The sequence below is a fragment of the Hymenobacter caeli genome, from assembly GCF_013294115.1.
Lineage (GTDB): Bacteria > Bacteroidota > Bacteroidia > Cytophagales > Hymenobacteraceae > Hymenobacter > Hymenobacter caeli.
Genome location: NZ_JABSNP010000007.1, coordinates 1 through 18,962 on the forward strand (window position 1 = coordinate 1; position 18,962 = coordinate 18,962).

At 64.8% G+C, this 18,962-nt stretch carries 20 protein-coding genes and 2 pseudogenes; 19 read left to right on the plus strand and 3 right to left on the minus strand.

What is annotated here, in order from left to right:
* Nucleotides 1-439 precede the first annotated feature (439 nt).
* The 10 genes and pseudogenes from HNP98_RS08850 to poxB all read left to right on the plus strand — a co-directional run.
* Nucleotides 440-745 (plus strand): annotated as a pseudogene (locus HNP98_RS08850) (carboxyl transferase domain-containing protein); the annotation flags it as partial.
* Nucleotides 746-749: 4 nt separating this feature from the next.
* Complete coding sequence (locus HNP98_RS08855) at nt 750-1,313, plus strand: hypothetical protein (RefSeq protein WP_173809713.1); 564 nt, start codon at nt 750-752, stop codon at nt 1,311-1,313.
* Between the two features lie 185 nt (nt 1,314-1,498).
* Nucleotides 1,499-1,645, plus strand: coding sequence for a UPF0175 family protein (locus tag HNP98_RS21855; RefSeq protein WP_246275051.1), 147 nt, complete (start codon nt 1,499-1,501; stop codon nt 1,643-1,645).
* A gap of 122 nt (nt 1,646-1,767) precedes the next feature.
* Entirely contained in the window at nt 1,768-2,049 is a 282-nt protein-coding gene (locus tag HNP98_RS08865) for a type II toxin-antitoxin system RelE/ParE family toxin (RefSeq protein ID WP_173809714.1), read from the plus strand.
* 62 nt (nt 2,050-2,111) lie between these two features.
* A complete protein-coding gene (locus tag HNP98_RS08870) occupies nt 2,112-2,411 on the plus strand; it encodes a HigA family addiction module antitoxin (RefSeq protein ID WP_173809715.1) in 300 nt (99 codons plus the stop codon).
* Nucleotides 2,412-2,579: 168 nt separating this feature from the next.
* The gene (locus HNP98_RS08875; RefSeq protein ID WP_173809716.1) at nt 2,580-3,440 is read left to right on the plus strand and encodes an ABC transporter ATP-binding protein; all 861 of its coding nucleotides are present in this window, start codon (nt 2,580-2,582) and stop codon (nt 3,438-3,440) included.
* Nucleotides 3,424-4,191, plus strand: a complete 768-nt coding sequence (locus HNP98_RS08880) for a hypothetical protein (protein WP_173809717.1) — start codon at nt 3,424-3,426, stop codon at nt 4,189-4,191. Before HNP98_RS08875 ends, HNP98_RS08880 begins: the two co-directional genes overlap by 17 nt.
* Before the next feature lie 2 nt (nt 4,192-4,193).
* On the plus strand, nt 4,194-4,595 hold the full coding sequence (locus HNP98_RS08885; protein WP_173809718.1) for a GntR family transcriptional regulator: 402 nt from the start codon (nt 4,194-4,196) through the stop codon (nt 4,593-4,595).
* Nucleotides 4,582-5,301 (plus strand): hypothetical protein, encoded by a 720-nt coding sequence (locus HNP98_RS08890; protein WP_173809719.1) that lies wholly within the window; start codon nt 4,582-4,584, stop codon nt 5,299-5,301. The genes HNP98_RS08885 and HNP98_RS08890 overlap by 14 nt, the downstream gene beginning before the upstream one ends.
* 164 nt (nt 5,302-5,465) lie before the next feature.
* Nucleotides 5,466-7,193, plus strand: a pseudogene (poxB, locus tag HNP98_RS08895) (ubiquinone-dependent pyruvate dehydrogenase).
* Nucleotides 7,194-7,410: 217 nt separating this feature from the next.
* Here poxB and HNP98_RS08900 read toward each other — a convergent pair.
* On the minus strand, nt 7,411-7,803 hold the full coding sequence (locus tag HNP98_RS08900; RefSeq protein ID WP_173809720.1) for a hypothetical protein: 393 nt from the start codon (nt 7,801-7,803) through the stop codon (nt 7,411-7,413).
* 393 nt (nt 7,804-8,196) lie between these two features.
* Here HNP98_RS08900 and HNP98_RS08905 point away from each other — a divergent pair, with 393 nt between their 5' ends.
* Entirely contained in the window at nt 8,197-9,063 is an 867-nt protein-coding gene (locus HNP98_RS08905) for a transglutaminase-like domain-containing protein (protein ID WP_173809721.1), read from the plus strand.
* A gap of 124 nt (nt 9,064-9,187) precedes the next feature.
* On the opposite strand, the gene HNP98_RS08910 is transcribed toward HNP98_RS08905, so the two are convergent.
* The gene (locus HNP98_RS08910) at nt 9,188-9,787 is read right to left on the minus strand and encodes a redoxin domain-containing protein (protein ID WP_246275052.1); all 600 of its coding nucleotides are present in this window, start codon (nt 9,785-9,787) and stop codon (nt 9,188-9,190) included.
* Between the two features lie 9 nt (nt 9,788-9,796).
* Nucleotides 9,797-10,504 carry a 4'-phosphopantetheinyl transferase family protein gene (locus tag HNP98_RS08915; protein WP_173809722.1) on the minus strand — a complete coding sequence of 236 codons (708 nt, stop codon included), beginning with the start codon at nt 10,502-10,504 and terminating at the stop codon, nt 9,797-9,799.
* Nucleotides 10,505-10,582: 78 nt separating this feature from the next.
* On the opposite strand from HNP98_RS08915, the gene HNP98_RS08920 reads away from it, so the two are divergent.
* From HNP98_RS08920 to HNP98_RS08955, 8 genes are all read left to right on the plus strand, one after another.
* Nucleotides 10,583-11,512, plus strand: a complete 930-nt coding sequence (locus HNP98_RS08920) for a WD40 repeat domain-containing protein (protein ID WP_317171078.1) — start codon at nt 10,583-10,585, stop codon at nt 11,510-11,512.
* A gap of 93 nt (nt 11,513-11,605) precedes the next feature.
* Nucleotides 11,606-12,601 (plus strand): DivIVA domain-containing protein, encoded by a 996-nt coding sequence (locus tag HNP98_RS08925; protein ID WP_173809723.1) that lies wholly within the window; start codon nt 11,606-11,608, stop codon nt 12,599-12,601.
* Between the two features lie 266 nt (nt 12,602-12,867).
* A complete protein-coding gene (gene folB / locus HNP98_RS08930; protein ID WP_173809724.1) occupies nt 12,868-13,224 on the plus strand; it encodes a dihydroneopterin aldolase in 357 nt (118 codons plus the stop codon).
* A gap of 184 nt (nt 13,225-13,408) precedes the next feature.
* A complete protein-coding gene (locus HNP98_RS08935; RefSeq protein ID WP_173809725.1) occupies nt 13,409-13,837 on the plus strand; it encodes a BlaI/MecI/CopY family transcriptional regulator in 429 nt (142 codons plus the stop codon).
* Nucleotides 13,824-16,328: a M56 family metallopeptidase gene (locus HNP98_RS08940; RefSeq protein WP_173809726.1), complete on the plus strand. Its 2,505-nt coding sequence runs from the start codon at nt 13,824-13,826 to the stop codon at nt 16,326-16,328. Before HNP98_RS08935 ends, HNP98_RS08940 begins: the two co-directional genes overlap by 14 nt.
* A gap of 198 nt (nt 16,329-16,526) precedes the next feature.
* Entirely contained in the window at nt 16,527-17,081 is a 555-nt protein-coding gene (locus tag HNP98_RS08945) for an RNA polymerase sigma factor (RefSeq protein WP_173809727.1), read from the plus strand.
* 61 nt (nt 17,082-17,142) lie between these two features.
* On the plus strand, nt 17,143-18,009 hold the full coding sequence (locus HNP98_RS08950) for a HEAT repeat domain-containing protein (protein ID WP_173809728.1): 867 nt from the start codon (nt 17,143-17,145) through the stop codon (nt 18,007-18,009).
* A 134-nt stretch (nt 18,010-18,143) separates the two neighbouring features.
* A complete protein-coding gene (locus HNP98_RS08955) occupies nt 18,144-18,923 on the plus strand; it encodes a DUF4097 family beta strand repeat-containing protein (RefSeq protein ID WP_173809729.1) in 780 nt (259 codons plus the stop codon).
* Nucleotides 18,924-18,962: the final 39 nt, after the last annotated feature.

An 18,962-nucleotide genomic window follows, 5' to 3' on the forward strand; every position in this document is an offset into this window, starting at 1 on the left:
GCTCGTTCAGCAAGTGCCGCGCGAGCCATTATAACCGAATTAAAATTGCTATTGACCAGCATAATTTGGAAATCACCCTGCTTTAAGCCACTACCAATCTAAAATAAATCAGTCTGAAAAAGATAGTATGTTCCAATGGATAAATACGTTGGTTAGTAAGCCGGTGAGACCTCTGAAATCATGTAGCTGCTATGTCGGAAAGGTAAAATTTATAATTATGCGTGATCAAGCGACTCAATCGTGTGCATACAACTCTGTGTGCGAATGGGATTCCATAAGTATAGAATCCCAAAAATTGAGTAAGCTTTTCAAAATAAAATTTAAGGATTTCTAATTCGGTCTAAACCTGCTGGCGCGAGTTTAGTGCAGCGTAACTCTTGCCTGCTTTGAGTGGAGACTGTGCCTCTGCTGACGCGTTAGCGGTAAAGTAGTTTATGTCGGTTGGCTCACCGCCCAGCTGGCGGTAATGAGCGGCGCCGCGGCCGCCAATACCCTGCTGCAAATTCAAGTCGCCTCCCTCAAAGCCAAAGGCGAAGTCATCACCCCCGAAGCCGAAAAGGAGCTGCTCGACCGCATCAAAGCCCGCTACGAGGAGCAATTATCGCCCTACTACGCGGCGGCCCGCCTCTGGGTCGACGCGGTAATTGACCCACTGGAAACCAGGAAGGTGATTTCGGAGGGAATTAGCGCGGCGAATCACGCGCCAATTGAGAAGGCGTATAATGTTGGGGTAATTCAGGTGTGATATTATGACTTATAACTTCTTGGCAGCTAAGTTGGATAAAATGAATGTTCTCAATCATATTTTCGAGAATACTGACTTGCAGCTATTTGATAGCTATTCTGAATATGGTCAGGAGATTTGCCGGTACAGAAGTGCTTCTGAGATAGCCACCAAATTTGATTTGGAAAACGGTGGGCAATTTGCTATAACTCTCCAAATGTGGAGTCCTCGCTTTGGTGTAGAAATAGCATTTAGCAGAATTAAATTAAACCCAAAGTATTGTGATGGCCACACCTTCCGTTACTCGACAAGTGGCTGGGGCCTGATTCAATTATATCTAGGTGGGTGTCAGAAAAACTGTCTCCATCATTCCCATATTGGTCATTTTAATGAAAGAGGGGCTATGGGAAGGGTGGATAATGATAGTGAGTTGGCCGAAGTCAAACGTTGGAATTGGAAACAAATAGCATCGACTTCAGGACGTTTAAGAAGGCAGATTAGTAAAATGTCTGTTAGGAAATTTGACGGACTTGATGCGTTACCTGGTGCTGATGCTTTGAGTAAAGGCGGAGTAGAACTACGGTACTAAATCAATGATTCCCCTGCTTCCAGATTTGCCGTCAAGGCCCTTCACTTTCATGAATGCCGCCGCCCCGCCCGTAACTTAGAGCAACCATCCCACCAGAAAAGCCATGCAAACTCTCACGCTACACCTGCCCGATTCGCTGGACATGACTTTCAAAGAAGTGACTATGCTGCTGGCCACGCGGCTCTATGAGCAGGGATAAGCTGTCGCTGGGGCAGGCGGCCGAAATGACGGGTTACAGCAAGCGCACCTTCATGGAGCTGCTGGGCGACTACGGTGTGTCGGTGTTCAATTACCCGGCCGAGGACATCGCGCGGGACGCGGCCAATGCCTGAGCTTATCATCGCCGATGCCAGCTGCCTGATTTCGCTACCTGATATACTGGCTGCCGCAAGTTTGTGAATACTGCCATCGAACAAAATGCTTACCTTTGGCGTTAGTAACGCAGAGCGTAAGTATGATTGTATCATTTGGCTCGAAGGAAACGGAGCGAATCTGGCAGGGCGAGCAGGTAACCAAGTTGCCGTTGGAAGTGCAGAAGATTGGACGACGCAAGCTGCGCATGCTTCACAACTCCCAAAACATAGCTGACTTACGCATACCACCCGCAAACCGCCTGGAAAAGCTGGCTGGCAGCCTCAAGGACTTTTATAGCATTCGGATAAATGACCAATGGCGCATTGTCTTTAAATGGGATGCCGGCCAAGCTACTGAAGTAGCAATCATGGATTACCATTAATTTGCCTTCTGTCGATAACTGCATTTTTCTCCGTAGCCGCCCGGTTCAGGCTGCACCCTATAATGAAACGCCTCCCCAACATTCATCCCGGCGAAGTTTTGCAAGAGGAATTCTTAACCGAACTTAACCTCACAGCTTACCGCTTGGCGCAGGACCTGCGCATTCCTCAAACCCGCGTGGCGGCTATCCTGAAAGGTAAGCGCCGCATTACGGCCAATACGGCGCTGCGGTTGGGGCGCTATTTTGGCAATTCGCCCAAGTTCTGGCTGGGATTGCAAAATGATTATGACCTTGAAGACGAGCAACTAGCGCACGGGGTAGAGTTGGATTGCATCCAGCTTCTCTCCAAAGCAGCCGCATAGGTTGGCACTTGCGGCGTCTGTATCTGTCCAAAGCAAATCCCTAAAGCCGCCTCGCCAGCGGCTTTTTTGGGCCCCAAAAATTATTTCAGTATCGTGAGAATCAGATATCAAAAAGCTGATGTACGTTTGCAGTGTACTAGAACATTAGTACACTAAAACAACAGACACATGGTGCGCATCAGAAACCTCCATTTTGGGTACTCGCGGCGGGTGCCGCTGTTTGAAAACCTGAGCCTGACGCTGGAGCGGGGCCACATCTACGGCCTGCTGGGCAAGAACGGGGCGGGCAAATCGACGCTGCTCAAGAACATCGTGGGGCTGGCGTTTCCGCAGGCGGGCACCTGCGAGGTGAACGGCCTGCCGGCGGCGGCGCGGCTGCCCGCGGTGCTAGAGGACCTGTTTTTCCTGCCCGAGGAGCTGCACGCCCCCGCCCTCACGGCCGACCAGTTCGTGGCCCACACGGCGGGCTTCTATCCCAAGTTCAGCGAGGTGCAGTTCCACCGCTACCTGGCCGAGCTGGAGGTGCCGCGCCAGGTGAAGCTGCCGAAGCTCTCGTTCGGGCAGCAGAAGAAGTTCATGATTGCCTTCGCGCTGGCCGCCAACACCGGCCTGCTGGTGCTCGACGAGCCCACCAACGGCCTGGATATTCCCTCCAAGGTGCAGTTCCGCAAAACACTGGCCGGGGCCCTGAGCGAGGACCGCTGCATGATCATCTCCACCCACCAGGTGCGCGACCTCGACAGCCTCATCGACACGGTGCTGGTGGTGCACAACCGCGAAATCGTGCTCAACGCGGACCTCGAAGAGCTGGCCGAGCGCCTCACCTTCGGCACCGCCGGCCCAGCCGACAGCGCGGGGGCCCTGTACGCCGAGCCCTCGGTGAGCGGCCGCCAGGTGGTGCGCCCCAACCTGGGCGGCGCCTACGGCAAAGTCGATTTGGAGTTGCTTTTCAACTCCGTGACCGGCGACAACCCGGCCGTCGTCAACTACTTAAACGCCAACTCCGTGCGCCATGAATCAGCTGTTTAGTTTTTCGCGGTTTAGCCGCTTGTTCAGCCGGCACACGGCCGAGTTTCTGCCCGGCTACGCCATGGCCACGGCCGTGCTGGCGGGCGGCATCGGGCTGGTGCTGGGCTTCGTGGTGTACCTGAATGTGCTGAACCCTGAGATCCAGGGCCTGCTATTCCAGCTGGGGCTACTGTCGGCGGGGGCCCTGTTCACGGCCGGCATTTTTGCGCAGTATGGGGCCCCCAAGCAGGCCACGGTGGCCCTCACGCTGCCGGCCTCGCAGCTGGAGAAATACCTGGTGGGCTGGGTGTACTCCTTCCTGATTTTCAGCGTGGTGTACACGGCCTGCTACTACCTGGTGGACTGGCTGATGGTGGGCATGGACGACTGGTACGGCCGGCCTAAAGAGCTGTTTAGCCTGTTCGATGCGCACAAATTGTACGAGGCGTATTTCTACTACGCCGCGCTGCACGCCGGGGCCCTGTGGGGCGCCATTTTCTTCGAGAAGAACCACTTCATCAAAACCGCGTTTGGGGCCCTGGTGCTGGGCATAGTGCTAATTGCAGCCAACTACCAGGTGGTGAAGGCCTTCGTAGGGGATCACCTGCAAATGGCTTCGCCCTTCAGCGGCATCACGCTCAGCGAAGCCCCGGACCTGTACCGCGTGAGCCTGCCCGACGCGCAGGCCCAGTGGTTCATCCTGCTGCCCTTGGCCCTGGCGGTGCTGCTGTGGCGGGCCACGTACCTGCGCCTGACGGAAAAACAGCTATAAGCATGGAATTCAAAGACAACGAGGCCATTTACCTGCAAATTGCCGGGTACGTGAGCGAGCAGATTTTGCGGCAGCCCTGGGGCCCCGACGAGAAGATTCCGTCGGTGCGCGACCTAGCCGGCGAGCTGCAAGTGAACCCCAACACGGTGATGCGGACCTACGAATTCCTGCAAAACCAGGGCGTGGTGTACAACAAGCGCGGCATCGGCTTTTTTGTGGCCCCCGACGCCGAGACCCGGGTGAAGCAGTTCCGCCGCGAGCGGTTTTTGCAGCAGGAGCTGCCGGGGTTTTTCAACACGATTTCGCTGCTGGGCATCGGGTTCGATGAGCTGCAGCAGCGCTACCAAGCGTTTCAGGCCGGGCAAGCCGCCCTCATTCCCACTATTACCGATGAAAAACAGTAACAAATGGGTGCTGGCGGCCGTGCTGCTGCTGCTCGGCTCGCTCACGGCCTATAACATGGGCCTGCGGGCCGAGTACCGCACCGGCAACTACAAAGACCCGCTGCATAACTTCGCGGCGCTGGATTTCAAGAACTTCACCAGCGTGAGCGTGCCGGCGGCCACCGCCCTGCAAGTGAAAATCGTGCGGGGCCCCTTCGGCGTGCGCCTCAACAGAGACGTGGCCACGGCGGTGCACGTGGCCCAGCGGGGCGGGCAGCTGGTGGTCACGGCCAGCTTCGCGGGGCAGCGCCGGTACTGGGGGCCCCGCGACGTGCTCATCATTTCCTGCCCGCGGCTCGACAGCCTCAGCACCGACGCCGTGTACCAACTCGACGGAAAGCCCCAAACCGATAAAAACGGCACCATGGGCCGCGTGGCGGTGGAAGGCTTCGTGCAGGACACCCTCGTGCTGCGCCAGCGCCGCGCCAGCCGCGTGGCCCTGGCCGGCAACACGCTGCGCTACCTGCGCGCCGAAGTGGGCAGCGGCCCCGGCGGCGCGGCCCTCGACCTGAACGGTAGCAACCGCATTGCCGCCGCCGACCTCGACGTGCGCCGCCACGGCGAGCTCTCTATCAGCAACGTGGCCATTCCCCAGCTGCGTTACCATTTCGCCGACAGCGCCCAGGCCACGCTCGCGGGCACGGCGCTGGGCCAGCTGGCGCGCTAGGGCCCCGGCCGTCGCGTATTTGCCATTGCAACGGGCCCCGGTTGCACGGAGCAAACTTGAATCTGGAGAAAGCCCACGGCAACGGGCGCGGAAAGGGCCCGGCAATTTTTGCCGGGCCCTTTCCGCGCCCGTTGCGTACAACAGTTGGCTTTATCTCTGAAATTATGTCCCAAAAAACAGTAGCGGAAATCATCGTTGACACCCTGCAAGCGGCCGGGGTCAAGCGCGTGTTTGGCGTGGTGGGCGACTCGCTCAACGGCATCACCGACGTGCTGCGGGCCCGCGACGGCATCGAGTTTGTGGCCGTGCGCCACGAAGAAGGTGGCGCCTTCGCGGCCGGCGCCGAGGCCCACCTTACCGGCGATTTGGCCGTGTGCGCCGGCTCGTGCGGGCCAGGCAACACCCACCTCGTTAACGGCTTGTACGACTGCCACCGCAGCCGCGTGCCGGTGCTGGCCATCGCCGCCCAGATCCCGAGCGTGGAAATTGGCACCGGTTACTTCCAGGAAACGCACCCCGAGCGCCTGTTCCTAGAGTGCAGCCACTACTGCCAGGTCGTTGCTGTGCCCGAGCAAGCCGTGCGCATGGTGGAATCGGCCGTGACGGCGGCCCTTAGCCTGGGCGGCGTGGCTGTGCTGGTCATCCCCGGCGACGTGGCGTATTTGAAAACCGACGCCCCCGAAGTGCGCCTGCCCACCCTGCGCCGCCGCAGCGCCCTGGTGCCGTCGGCGGCCGATATTGCGCAGGCCGCCGCGCTGCTCAACGACTGCCAGAAAGTAACCATCCTGGCCGGCATTGGCTGCGCCGATGCCCACGCCGAACTGCTGCAAGTGGCCGGGGCCCTGCAAGCACCGGTGGTGCACGCGCTGCGCGGCAAGGACGTGGTGGAGCCGGACAACCCCTACGACGTGGGCCTGACCGGCCTGCTGGGCATGCCCGCCGGCTACCACGCCCTGATGGACGCCGACGCCATCCTGATGCTGGGCACCGACTTCCCGTACCGCCAGTTTTTCCCCGACGACGCCCGCGTGGTTCAGGTGGACAAGCGCCCTGAGCACCTCGGCCGCCGCACCCGCGTGGAAGTGGGCCTGGCCGGCGACGTGGCCGCCACCCTGCGCGAGCTGCTGCCCCACCTCATCGCCAAAGACGACGCCGACCACCTGAAAACCGCCCAGGAGCGCCACCGCAAGGACGACGAGCACCTCGCCGAGCTGGCCACCGGCGCCGCCGGGGCCCCCGAGCTGCACCCGCAGCACGTGGCCCGCTTGCTGAACGAAATCGCCGCCGAGGACGCCATTTTCACCTGCGACGTGGGCACGCCCACCATTTGGGCGGCCCGCTACCTGCGCATGAACGGCCGCCGCCGCCTGCTGGGCTCGTTCGTGCACGGCAGCATGGCCGGGGCTCTCTCGCAGGGCTACGGCGCCGCCCTGGCCTGCCCCGGCCGCCAGGTGGTGGCCCTGTGCGGCGACGGCGGCTTCGCCATGCTGCTGAGCGAGTTGCTGACCGTGCGCCAGCACAAAGTGCCCGTCAAAATCATCATCTTCAACAACTCGGCCCTGGGCTTCGTGGAGCTGGAGATGAAGGCCATGGGCACCCTGGAGTACGGCACCTAGCTGGACAACCCCAACTTCGGGGCCCTGGCCGAGGCCGCCGGCCTCAAGGGCTACCGCGTGAGCGACCCCGGCCAGCTCGAACGCGTGCTGCGCGAAGCCCTGGCCCACCCGGGGCCCGTGGTGGTCGACGCCGTGGTGCGCCGCCAGGAGCTGAGCATCCCGCCCACCATCGAGGCCAAGCAGGCCGCCGGCTTCGGCCTCTACGCCCTGAAAGCGCTGATGGACGGGCGCGGCGGCGAGCTGCTGGAAGTGGCCAAAACCAATTTGTTTCGGTAGGCCCCCCGGTTGGGTTAAAACGCAAACGGCGGGCCGGGCCCCCAGGGTTCGGCGCGCCGTTTGCGTTTCTTGGCTGGTAGCGAAGGTTTTCGCAGGTTCCGCGGTAGCTATCCGAACAGAAAGTTGTCATTCCGACGAAGGAGAAATTTGAATACTCAATTTGGCTGGTGTTTTTCGTCGGAACGACAAATTCACCGCCCTTCGTATAGGCTTTAAGTTACTCTTTCGTCAGTAACCAGTTGAAGCTGATGCCTTTCGATTCTTCGGTGCTTAGGTCAATGGATGAGCGTCCGGGCTGCGGGCGCCGGAGTTGGCGGTAGGGCCGCTGCTGGCCGTCGGCCGCTACCACCGCTAGGCTGGCGTAGGGAATAAAAATGTAGAGGTGGTCGCCGGGCTGGCAGGCTTTCGCCAAGGCCCGCAGGTCTACTTGCGGCTGCGTGGTGCGCCGGGTTGGCAGCACGGGCCGCCCGCGGCGCACCAGCGTCAGCTCGGCACTGCCGAATGCGTAGCGCGCCGGGGTGGGGCAGGCGGGGTCGGCTTGCACCTGCAACGTGGCGCGGAGGGCTAGGGCGCTGCCCGCGGCGGGCACTTCCCCCTGGTCAAGCAGCACCCTCAGTACCGGTTTTGGGCAGTCGGGCTGGGCGCAGGCTGCGGACGGAGCGGCGAGCGCCACCGCAAGCAAGAGGCGTTTTAGCGAGGGCAAGTGCATGGGCGCGGCAAAACAGCAGCAGGCTGAAAACGAAGTGTTTGGAAACGTGGAGCTGCTTGCTGCCAACGCCCGAAGCCAACTGGCATTGTGCAGGGCAAGCGGATAGCCGCTGTAGCACGCGATGCTACGCGGCTTCGGAAAGGGCGGTGGCGGTAGGAGCCCCGGGGCTGGCGTGGCCGCTGGGCCCCACGCCGCGGCCTTTTTCTTTTTACCTGGCCGCCCACGGAACACAAAGCCCGGCTCCGGCTGTTAAATTCGGCCCCGCCACCGCAGCGGCGACCGTTTTTGTACCCGATGACCAACAAAGAAATCAAAGCCCTTATCTCCCTGCTCGACGACCCGGAAATAGCTCCCCAGGTCCACAGCGAAATCCAGCACCTGGGCGAAACCATCATCCCGTTCCTGGAAGAAAGCTGGGAGGAAACCCTTGACCCCCAGCAGCAGCAGCGGCTCGAAGACCTGATTCACCACCTCCAGTTCGAGGGCTTGCAGCAGCGCCTGCGCGTGTGGCGCGAGGCCGGGGCCACCGACCTGCTCGAGGGCATGTGGCTGCTGAACACCTACCAGTACCCCGACGCCGACTACCAGGCCCTGAACCGGGCCATCGAACAGCTCCGCTTCGAGGCCTGGACGCTGATGCGCCCCGACATGCACCCCGCCGACCAGGTGCAAACCCTGAACTACGTGCTGTTCCGCTCGCACAAGTTCGCGGCCAACACCCAGCACTTCCATTCGCCGGCCAATTCCATGCTCCAGCGCGTGATTGAAACCAAGCGCGGCAACCCGCTGGCGCTCTGCGTTATCTACCTGCTGGTGGCCCAGCGCCTGCACTTGCCCGTGTTCGGCGTGAACCTGCCCAACCTGTTCGTGCTCACCTTCCGGCCCGAGCTGCCGGGGGCCGTGCCGTTCTACCTCAACTGCTACAACCGGGGCCTGGTGCTCTCGCGCACCGACATTGCCCACTACGTGAGCCAGCTCAACCTCACGCCCCACGACATCTTTTTCGAGCCCTGCTCCAACCTCGACATCGTGCGCCGGGCCCTGCGCAACCTGCAAATGAGCTTCGAGAAGCTCCAGGAGCCCACCAAAGCCACCGAAGTAGCCCAGCTGCTGGAAATTCTGACCGACGAAGCGCCGGAGGACGAAGAGGAGGACCAATAGGGCGTATTTTTGAAACGGTCGTGCTCGGCTGCGCGGACGCCGGATGAGCACGACCGTTTTTACGAATCAGGGAGGGCCCCCATTCGCGGACTCGCAGCCGCCGCGCTGCATTCCATCCATGCTGCTACCGCTTGATGAGGCAGCCGGCGGCCCGCTTGTCGGCCACGCCGGCGGGGCGGCCGGCCAGCAGGTTGTCGAGCACCTGGCGCAGGTAGGGCTGCTGCACGCCGCCGGCCACCTGGGGGTTGTCGTCGATGGCCCCGCGGTAGCGCACGGCGAAGCCGCCGCCGCCGGGTTGCAGCACCACGGCCTCGGTGGTTTTGTTGATGCCCAGCTGGCCGCTTACCTGCTGGCTGGCGTCGGTGAGGGTGGGCAAATCGACTTCGCCGGGGGCCGCGCCGCCGGGGGCGTCGAGGTTGATGGGCACGTTCACGAACAAAAACTGCACCCCGCGCCCGCTGAAGCCGCTGCTCAGCGCGGCCAGCCGCTCCTGGTAGAGGCGCGAGTAGGCGCAGGCCGGATTCAGAAAGATGACCACCACGGCCTTCTTGCCGGCGTAGCTTTTCAGCGACACGGTGGCGTTGCTGGCCGTTTGGAGGCTGAAATCTTCCACGGTGCTTTGGGCGCGGGCCGTGCCCAGGGCCACCGTGCAAAAGAGCAGCGCGGCGGCGGCAAGGATGGAAAGGCGGCGAATCGACATGGCAAAAGGGTAGGAGTAGGGCATAATCGGCAGCTAATGGATAAAGGCCGGAACCTCAGATTCCCAGCAGTAAGTGAGCACGTAGCCGGCCGCTGGCTGAGAATAGCAAACCCGGTGCCGGGTTTGGCCCTCGGCCAGGTGCAGCGCCGCCGGGATTTCCCCCGCCGGGGCCGCCGCGAACGGCTCCGGTAACGGCTCGAGTAGTAATTGCTGCTTAAAAATAAGGCCGCGCCGCGCCGCCAGCTTGTACAGCGTTTCTTTGGCGCTCCACAGCAGCGTGTAGTGGGCATCGTCGGCGGGCCCGGCCTGGGCCGCGGCCAGCTCGGCGGCCGACAGAAACTTAGGGGCGATGCGCCGGGCTTTGTCACGCACGACTTCCACGTCCACGCCGGCCCGGCCGCCGGCCGTGAGCAGGGCGGCGGCCCACGCGCCCGAGTGCGACAGCGACACCACGGCCCCGGCCGGCCGGCCGGGGCCCGCCAGGTAGGGGCGGCCGGTGGCGTCGTTTTGCACCAGCGGGGCGGGGGCCCCCGGCCAGAGCGCCGCCGCCACGGCGTGGGCCAGTACCCGCCCGGCCAGCCACTGGGCCTGGCGCTCGGGGCCGGCGGCGGGCAGCAGCGCGGCGTAGGCGGCCCCCGCACCGGCGGGGAGCAGGGCCCCGAGTGCGGCGGCGGTTTCGGTGCGGTGCCAGAGGCCGAGCACGGCGGTGGGGGAGAGGCGCAGCAGGCGGTGCAGGGGCATGGAAACGGGCGCGGAAACGGGCGCGGTCGGCGGGGCCGCGAAGGTAGGGCCCGGCCGGGTCCGGCCTACCTTCGCCCCGTGATTCGCCCCGACGTCCAAAAGCTAGCCGCCCTCACCGGCCACCGCGACGCGGTATTCGCCCTGACCGGGGGGCCGGCCAGCGCGGTGTATTCGTCGGGGGCCGACGGCCTGGTGGTGGGCTGGGACGCCGCCGACCCCGCCCGCGACGGCGAGGTGCTGGCCCGCGTCGAGAACTCGGTGTACGCCCTGCGCCACTTGCCGGAGTTGGGCTGGCTGGTGCTGGGCCACAACTTCCAGGGCCTCCAGGCCATCGACTTAAGCCAGAAAACGCTAGTGCGGGCCGCGGCCCTGCCGCCGGTGGCCATCTTCGAGATTGTGGCGTCGGAAAGCCGCCAGCGCCTGTACGCGGGCTTGGCTGATGGCACGCTGGCCGTGCTCGCGCTGCCCGACTTGCGCCTCGAAAAGCTGCTGCGCGTGGCCCAGGGCAAAAGCCTGCGCTGCCTGGCCGTGCACGAAGGCCGCGCCGAGCTGGCCGTGGGCAGCTCCGACGCCCTCACCCGCATCCTCGACCTCGACTCGCTGGCCCTGAAGTACGAGCTGGGCGAAAGCACCAACTCGGTGTTCGCCGTGGCCTACTCGCCCGACGGCGGCACGCTGCTCACGGCCGGGCGCGACGCCCAGATTCGGGCCTGGGACGTGGCCGCCGGCTACGCGCTGGCGCAAACCGTGGCGGCCCACATGTACACCATCAACAACCTGGCCTTCAGCCCCGACGGGCGCTACCTGGCCTCGTGCAGCCTCGACAAAAGCATCAAAATCTGGGACGCCGCCGACCGCACGCTGCTGCGCGTGCTGGACCGGGCCCGGGCCGCCGGCCACGGCACGTCGGTGAACCGCCTGGTTTGGCCGGGCACCGAAAACCGGCTAGTTTCGTGCAGCGACGACCGCAGCCTGGCCGTGTGGCAGGTTCAGGGGGCTGATGGCTGATGGCCATCGGCTGTTGGCTTTTTGGTCGACGCACCCGCAACTATTTAAAACGGAAAGCCATCAGCCAACAGCCATCAGCCATCAGCTAAAAATATGAAACTTACCGCCCTCGACATCCGGCAGAAAACGTTTGAAAAGTCCTTCCGGGGCGTGGACCGCGACGAGGTGCAGGCCTTTTTGACCACCGTGTCGCAGCAGTGGGAGCGGCTGGGCGACGAAAACCGCGAGTTGCGCCTCAAGCTCGAGCACGCCCAGCAGGACGTGCAGAAGATGCGCGAGGTGGAAAGCAGCCTCTACCGCACCCTGAAAACGGCCGAAGACACCGGCACCAGCATCACCGAGCAGGCCCAGCGCGAGGCCGACCTGCACCGGCGCGAAGCTCAGCTGCAGGCCGACCACACCCTGGCCGAAGCCCGCCAGCGGGCCCGCGCCATCGTGGACGAGGCCTACCAGACGGCCGAAAAGACCGTGGCCGACATGCAGCGTCAGGCCAGCGGCCTGGGCCAGGAGTGCCAGCAGCTGGAGCAGCAGTTCGACGGCTTGGTGCGCGAGCTGCACCGCCTGGCCGCCGACGCCCTCGAGAAGGCCGAAAAAGCCGGCCAGCGGCCCAAGGGCGGCGCGGCGGCCATCCTTTCGCGGGCGGCCAGCGTAAAGGTGGAACGGCCCGCCGAACCGGCCGCTCCCCAACCCCACCCCGCTATGCTTACTTCCGTTGCTGAACCCGTAGCCGCGCCGTCGGCCCTCAGCCCGTCGGCTTTCGTTGACCGCCCCGACCAGGCCCCCGGCCGGGCCCCGGCCAACTACAACCCCAAGCCTGGCCAGCAGCCCGACCCCGACCGGGCCCCGGGCCCCGACATCGAGCGGCCCCACGCGCCGGCCGAAAACCCCGGCATCGCGCCCGCGCCCAACATCGAGCAGCCCGCCCCGTCGCAGGTGCCCGACCCCGCCCCGCCTTACGTGGAGCCCGCCGCGCCCGACATCCAGCCCATTGGCCCCGACCGGCCCGAAATTGGCCAGCCCTCGCCCGTGACGCACCCCGGCCAGCCGATGGGCACGGGGGCGGAGAAATCGTTTTTTGACGAGATTTAACCCGGAGTCATAACCGGAAAAGCCCGTGCTGGTCGCGGGCTTTTTTGGGCCATTTTTTGGCCACGGGCCCCGGTAAACTGCCCGTGTGCGCAATTGCCCGGGGCAGCAACGCATCTTTGCTACGCAGTCGCCGCCCGGTTGCGGTTCGATTCCATCGTTCAAGCCGGCGGCGCCAAGACGCGTCGCTGCCCCGGGTCGGAAACCAAAAACTGTCCCGGACCGCTGGCGTTAACTGCTCATTACTAACTGTTAACGGTAAAGAAAGCATGGGCCAGATTGCACTCGAAGGCATGGAGTTTTTCGCCTTCCACGGCTACTACGACGAGGAGCAGCGCATGGGCAACAAGTACGGCGTGGACCTGTACATCCGCACCGATTTGCTGGCGGCGGGCGAGTCGGACAAGCTGGGGGCCACCGTGAACTATGAAGTGCTTTACCGCCTGGTGGCCGAGGAAATGCTGGCCCCCGCCCGCCTGCTCGAACACGTGGCCCACCGCGTGCTCGACCGCGTAATGGCCGAGCTGCCCCACGTGCAGCGGGTAAAAATCAGCGTCAGCAAGTTCAACCCGCCGCTGGGCGGCATCTGCCACCGGGCCCGCGTGACGCTGAAGCGGAAGCGCTAACAAGTTGCGGAAATCGGGAAGCAAGCAATATTTATAGAAAAATATTTACTTAATTAGCAGGCGGTTAACGCGGATAAAGCGCATCATACGAAATAATTCGTATGATGCGCTTGCAACTACGAATGAGTTCGTATAATCTTTGCGTTGTCCTACGAAATAGTTCGTAGCGCTTAGCCTTATCCGCATGAGCAAAGCCCCGCCCAAACCTACCGATTCCGAGTTGGAAATCCTGCACGTGCTCTGGCAGCACGGGCCCGCCACGGTGCGGGCCGTGAACGACGAGCTGGGCCAGCGCCGCCGCGCCGAAGTGGGCTACACCACCACCCTGAAGCTGCTCCAGCTGATGCTGGACAAGGGCCTGGTGCGGCGCGACGACGAGGGCCGCAGCCACGTGTACCGGGCCGCCGTGCGCGAGCAGGACACCCAAAACCTGCTGCTCGACAAGTTCGTGGCGGCCACCTTCGGCGGCTCGGCCCTGAAGCTGGTGATGCAGGCCCTGGGCAACCGCGCCACGTCGGCCGACGAGCTGGCTCAGCTGCGCCGGCTGCTGAACGACATCGAGATTCAAAATTCCTCTACCCCTACTTCCGCCCCCGACGATGAGCACGCTTGAGCAATTGGTTTCGCCCGCCGTGCTGCGGGCCCTGGGTTGGACGCTGCTGCACTCGCTGTGGCAGGGCGCGCTGGCCGCCGCGCTGGTAGCGGTGGCGCTACTGGCGCTGCGCCGCCACGCGGCTGCCGTGCGCTACCGGGTGGCGGCCGGGGCCCTGGGGGCCCTGGTGCTAGTGGCAGCGGGCACGTTTGGCTATTACTACGGGGCCCCGGAAACGCTGGCCGCGCCCACTTACGGCGTCGTTGAGCTGGCCCAAACCACGGCCGCGCCCGCGGCGGTAGCTGCGGATTTTGCATCTTCTGAAACGACTGTCGTTGCCACGCCGCCTTCGAGCTGGCTGGCCACCGCCCGCGCCCATTTCGACCAAAACCTGCCCTGGCTGGTGCTGGCTTGGGGCCTGGGCCTGCTGGTGATGAGCGTGCGCTTATTGGGCGGGCTGCTGTACGTGCGGCGGCTGCGCCGCCACCGCACCCGGCCGCTGCCGGCCGCCTGGCAAGCCCGCCTGGGGGCCCTGGCGGCCCGGGCCGGCCTGCGCCGCCCGGTGGCGCTGCTCGAATCGGGGCTGGTGGCCGCGCCGCTGGTGGTGGGGCACCTGCGGCCCCTGGTGCTGCTGCCGCTGGGCGCGGCGACGGGCCTGCCGGTGGCCTGCGTGGAAGCCATCCTGGCCCACGAGCTGGCCCACGTGCTGCGCCGCGACTACCTCGTGAACCTGCTGCAAACCCTGGCCGAAACCGTGTTTTTCTACCACCCGGCGGTGTGGTACCTGGGCCAGTGCCTGCGGGAAGAGCGCGAAAACTGCTGCGACGACCTCGCCACCCAGCTGGTGGGCGGCGACCCGCTGCGGCTGGCCCGCGCCCTCACCGCCCTGGCCGAGTGGAGCCAGGCCGCCGTGCTGGCCCCCGCCCCGCGCCTGGCCCTGGCCGCCACCGGCGGGCGCGGCTCGTTGCTGGGCCGGGTGCGCCGGCTGGTGCAGGCCGCCCCGGCCCGCCCCACCCGCGGCGAGAGCCTGGCAGCGGTGGCCCTGCTGCTGGGTGGCCTGGGCTTGCTGGGCACCGGCGTAGCCTTGGCCGGTCCGGCGGCCCCGGCCCCGGCCGGCCCGCGCCTGCGCCAACTGGTGCCCGCCGCCCCGGTGGTGTGGCACTCGCTGTCCGTCCCTGCTGATACCGTCAGACGCTTGGCGAAGGTGCCCCTGCCGCTCTCGGCCCCGGCCGTGCCTGCCATCCCCCCGGTTCCGCCCGTGCCACCGGTGGCCGACGCGCCCGAAGCCCCGAACGCTCCCGAAGCGCCCGCGATGCCCGAAGTGCCGGCAGCTCCCGACGCGCCGCGTCCGCCGCGGCTCCGCCGGCTGCGCGGGGGGCAGCCGGGCCCCGGCAGCACCGTTATCGTTGAGAAAGACAAGAAAGGCCGCCTCACCAAGCTGATTGTGGACGGGCAGCCGGTGGAAACCCAGGGCCCCAGCAAGAAAAGCAAGAAGGATAAGAAGATGCAGGTAGAAGTGATTCAGGTGCCTCCGGCGGGTGCCTGGGCCGTTGTGCCCGGCGGGCCCGGTAACCCCGAAGCCACGCTGCGGGCCCTTGGTATGGGGCCCCTGGTGCAAACCTTCGGGCCGGAGGCCAACCTTGAACAGCAAACCAAAATGTTCAAGGAGCAGGAGAAGCTGTTTAAGCAGCGCGAAAAGTTGTTTCAGGAGCAAAAGCAGCTGTTACGCCAGTTGAACACTTACAAGCTGGATACTTATAATCAGCAGCTTAACGGTCTTGCTCTTGTCACGCCGGACGTGAACATCAACATGGACCTGGACACCGACGCCATTGAGCGCGACGCGGTGGAATCGGCCCGGCGCAGCTTGCGCCAATCGCTGCAAAGCCCCACCCTGAGCGACGACGACCGCCGCGCCACCGAGCAAGCGCTGGCATCGCTGGAAAACCGCCGCATCAGCCGCAACAACAGCCAGGCCGAAGCCAACGCGCGCCGCGCCGAAGCAAACGCCCGGCAGGCCGGCGTGAACGCGCTGCGTGCTGACGCGAACGCCCGGCGGGCCGATGCCAACACGCGCCGCATCGACGCGGAGGTGCGCCGCCGCGAAGCGCAGGACCGGGCCGGTGAATCGACGGACGATGTGCGGGAGCGCCGCCGCGAGCTGCAAGTGCAAATCCGCGACGCCCAGCGCGAGCTGGCCCTGTTGCAGCGCGAAGAGGCGACGAGTAACAACGCGGCCGGCTCGGCCCGGGGCCCCCGCGCGCCGCAGACTCCGCCCGCGCCGCCGGCTTCCACGTCGTCCACCAAGGTGCGCGACGAGCTGCGTCGCGATGGCCTCATCGGCGCCGACGACAAAAGCTTCTCGTTTCAGCTCGACGACAAGGGCGGGCGCGTGAACGGCAAGGCCCTGACGCCGGCCCAGGCCGAGAAGTACCGCCGGCAGTTTTTGCCCGCGGCCACGGGTGGCGGCAAAAATAAATCCGCCATCAGCATCAACGTCAACGAGCGGTAGCCACCGGTTGCCGCCGCCAAGTACTTGGGCCAGCTTCTTGATTTGCAAGGAGCTGGCCCATTTTTTTGATTAAAAGCCCTCCTTTGCCAGTGACCAATCACATGCCCGTAAAAATATTTCTTCGGGGCCCCGTAACGAACCGCCCGCCCGGCGGTACTCCTTCCAAACCCTTCCTTCTCGTCGTTTGCTTTCACGTGTATGCCGCTTGCCGTAGTTGATGCGCCGCCCAGCGACGAAGCCCTGATGGCCCGGGTGCGGGCCGACGAGCTGGACTGCCTCACGGGGCTGTTCGAGCGCTACCAGGGGCCCCTGTTCGGGTTCCTGGCCCGGTTGGCCAACGGCGACCGGGACGTGGCCCAGGACCTGACCCAGAACGTGTTCGTGCGGGTGCTGCGCTACCGCGCCAGCTACCAGCCCGGGCAGCCCTTCCGGGCCTGGGTGTACCAAATGGCCCGCCACGTTTGGGCCGACCACTACCAACGCCAGCGCCCCACCGCCGACCTGGACACCGTAGAAAAAACCGCCGCCCACGGCCGCGCCGCCCACGCTCAGCGCACCGCTACCGACGAGCACCAGGCCCTGCACGAAGCCCTGGCCCTGCTGCCCGCCCCCCAGCGCGAGGTGCTGGTGCTGCACCGCTTCCAGGGCTTCGACTACGCCGAAATTGGCGAGCAGCTGGGCTGCTCCGCCGGCGCGGCCCGCGTAAAAGCCCACCGGGCTTTGGACGCGCTGCGGCGAATTTATTTGAGCTAATCAGTTAAAAGTTAACCTTTATCCATTAACAGTGGACACAAACTATCCTACTTCCGCCCCCTTGCCCGACCCGGCTTGCGCCGCGCTGCGGCCCTGGCTGCCCGAGCTGGCCGACGGCCGGCCGCTGCCGGCCGAGGCGGCGCACTTGGCCGCGCACTTGTCCACCTGCCCCGCCTGCCAGGCCGAGCTGACTCAGCTGCGCACGCTCTTCGCCGACCTCGACGCCCTGCCCGCCGAAGTGCCGCCGCTGGCCCTGCGCGACGATTTTCTGGCCATGCTGGCCCAGGAAAAAGCGGCCCTGGCCGCCAGCACTCCCGCCGCCCCCGGCCTGACGGCCCAGCGCGGCGAGCAGCCGTTAGCCATTCAGTTACCCCAGAACCCAGGCCCCAGGCCCCAGGCACCAGGCACCAATAATTGGGTGCGCATCGCGGCCAGCGTGGCGCTGGTGGCCATCGGCGCGGTGCTGGGCCTGCTACTGCGCGGCGGGGCCCCGGCGGCCCAGGTGGCGAGCGTGGCGGCCCCGGCGCAGCCCCCGCTGTCGGCGCAGTTGGCGGCGGCGCGGCAGCGGCCGGCTTCGGCCAGCCAGCGCCTGCTGCTGGTGAGCCAGGCCCCGGCCGCCGTGGTGGAGCCCGGCGACCCCGCCGTGCTGGCCCTCATCCACACCCTCGACACCGACCCCAACCCCAACGTGCGCCTGGCGGCCTGCGACGCCCTGTTCCGCCTGCGGGCCGACCCGCGCGTGGGCCCCGCCCTGGTGGAAGCCCTGCCCCTGCAAACCGACCCCAACGTGCAAATTACCCTTATCGAAACGCTGGTGACGCTGCGCGAAAAACGCGCCGTGCCCCAGCTGGAACAAATGAGCCGCCAGCCCGAAGTACTGCCCGCCGTGCGCCAGCAAGCCGAAAGCGGCCTGGGGCAACTGATTTGACCCCCACTGCCAAGTACAACGGAGGGGCCCGCCGTTCCCCGCGGGGCCCCGCAACGGCGCGCCACTCCGTTGTACCCGGCCTTTTCCCCCGGCCTTTTTTAAGGCTGCTGATTCCCTTCTTTCGTCCTCTTATCATGAAAAAATACGCGCTTCTTCCGCTGCTGGCCCTGGGGCTGGCCCTGCCCGCCCAGCTGCGGGCCCAGGAATTCCGAATGAAATTCAACAGTGCCCAAAACCGCAAGGTGGTGCTCGACATGCACGGCAGCGACGTGACGGTGGAGGGCTACGACGGCGACGAGCTGATAATTAAAGGCTCGGGCGGTTACGAGGCCCCACCGTCCAGCGCTATCGGCCTGCACGCCGTGTACAGCGGCGGCACCGACAACACCCGCCTGGGCCTGGCCGTGTCGCAGGCCGGCGACAACACCATCCGCGTGGTGCGCACCACCCGCGGCGAAGACCACTACACCGTGCGCCTGCCCCGCCAAACCGACGTGGCCTTCGGCCAGGACGGCTGGGGCAGCGACGACCTGCTGCTGCGCGACCTGGCCGGGCGCATCGAAGTGAGCCTGAAATCGGGCGACCTCCGGCTGCTGAACGTGAGCGGTCCCGTGGTGGCCAACACCATCAGCGGCGACATTCAAATAAAATTCGGGGCCACGCCCACCCAGCCCAGCGCCGTGTCGTCGGTGAGCGGCGACGTGGACGTGACGCTGCCCGCCGCGGCCAGAATCAGCCTCTCGATGCGTTCGATTTCGGGCGAAATCTACACCGATTTCGACCTGAGCCTGGGCGGCGGCAACGGCCTGCGCCACGTGGGCGGCCAAACCGTGGAGGGCCGCGCCAACGGCGGCGGCGCGGCCCTGTCGCTGAAGACGATTAGCGGCGACATTTTCGTGCGCAAAGCCAAGTAAAAAAATGTGAAAGATGTGGGGATGTGGGAGATGTGGAAA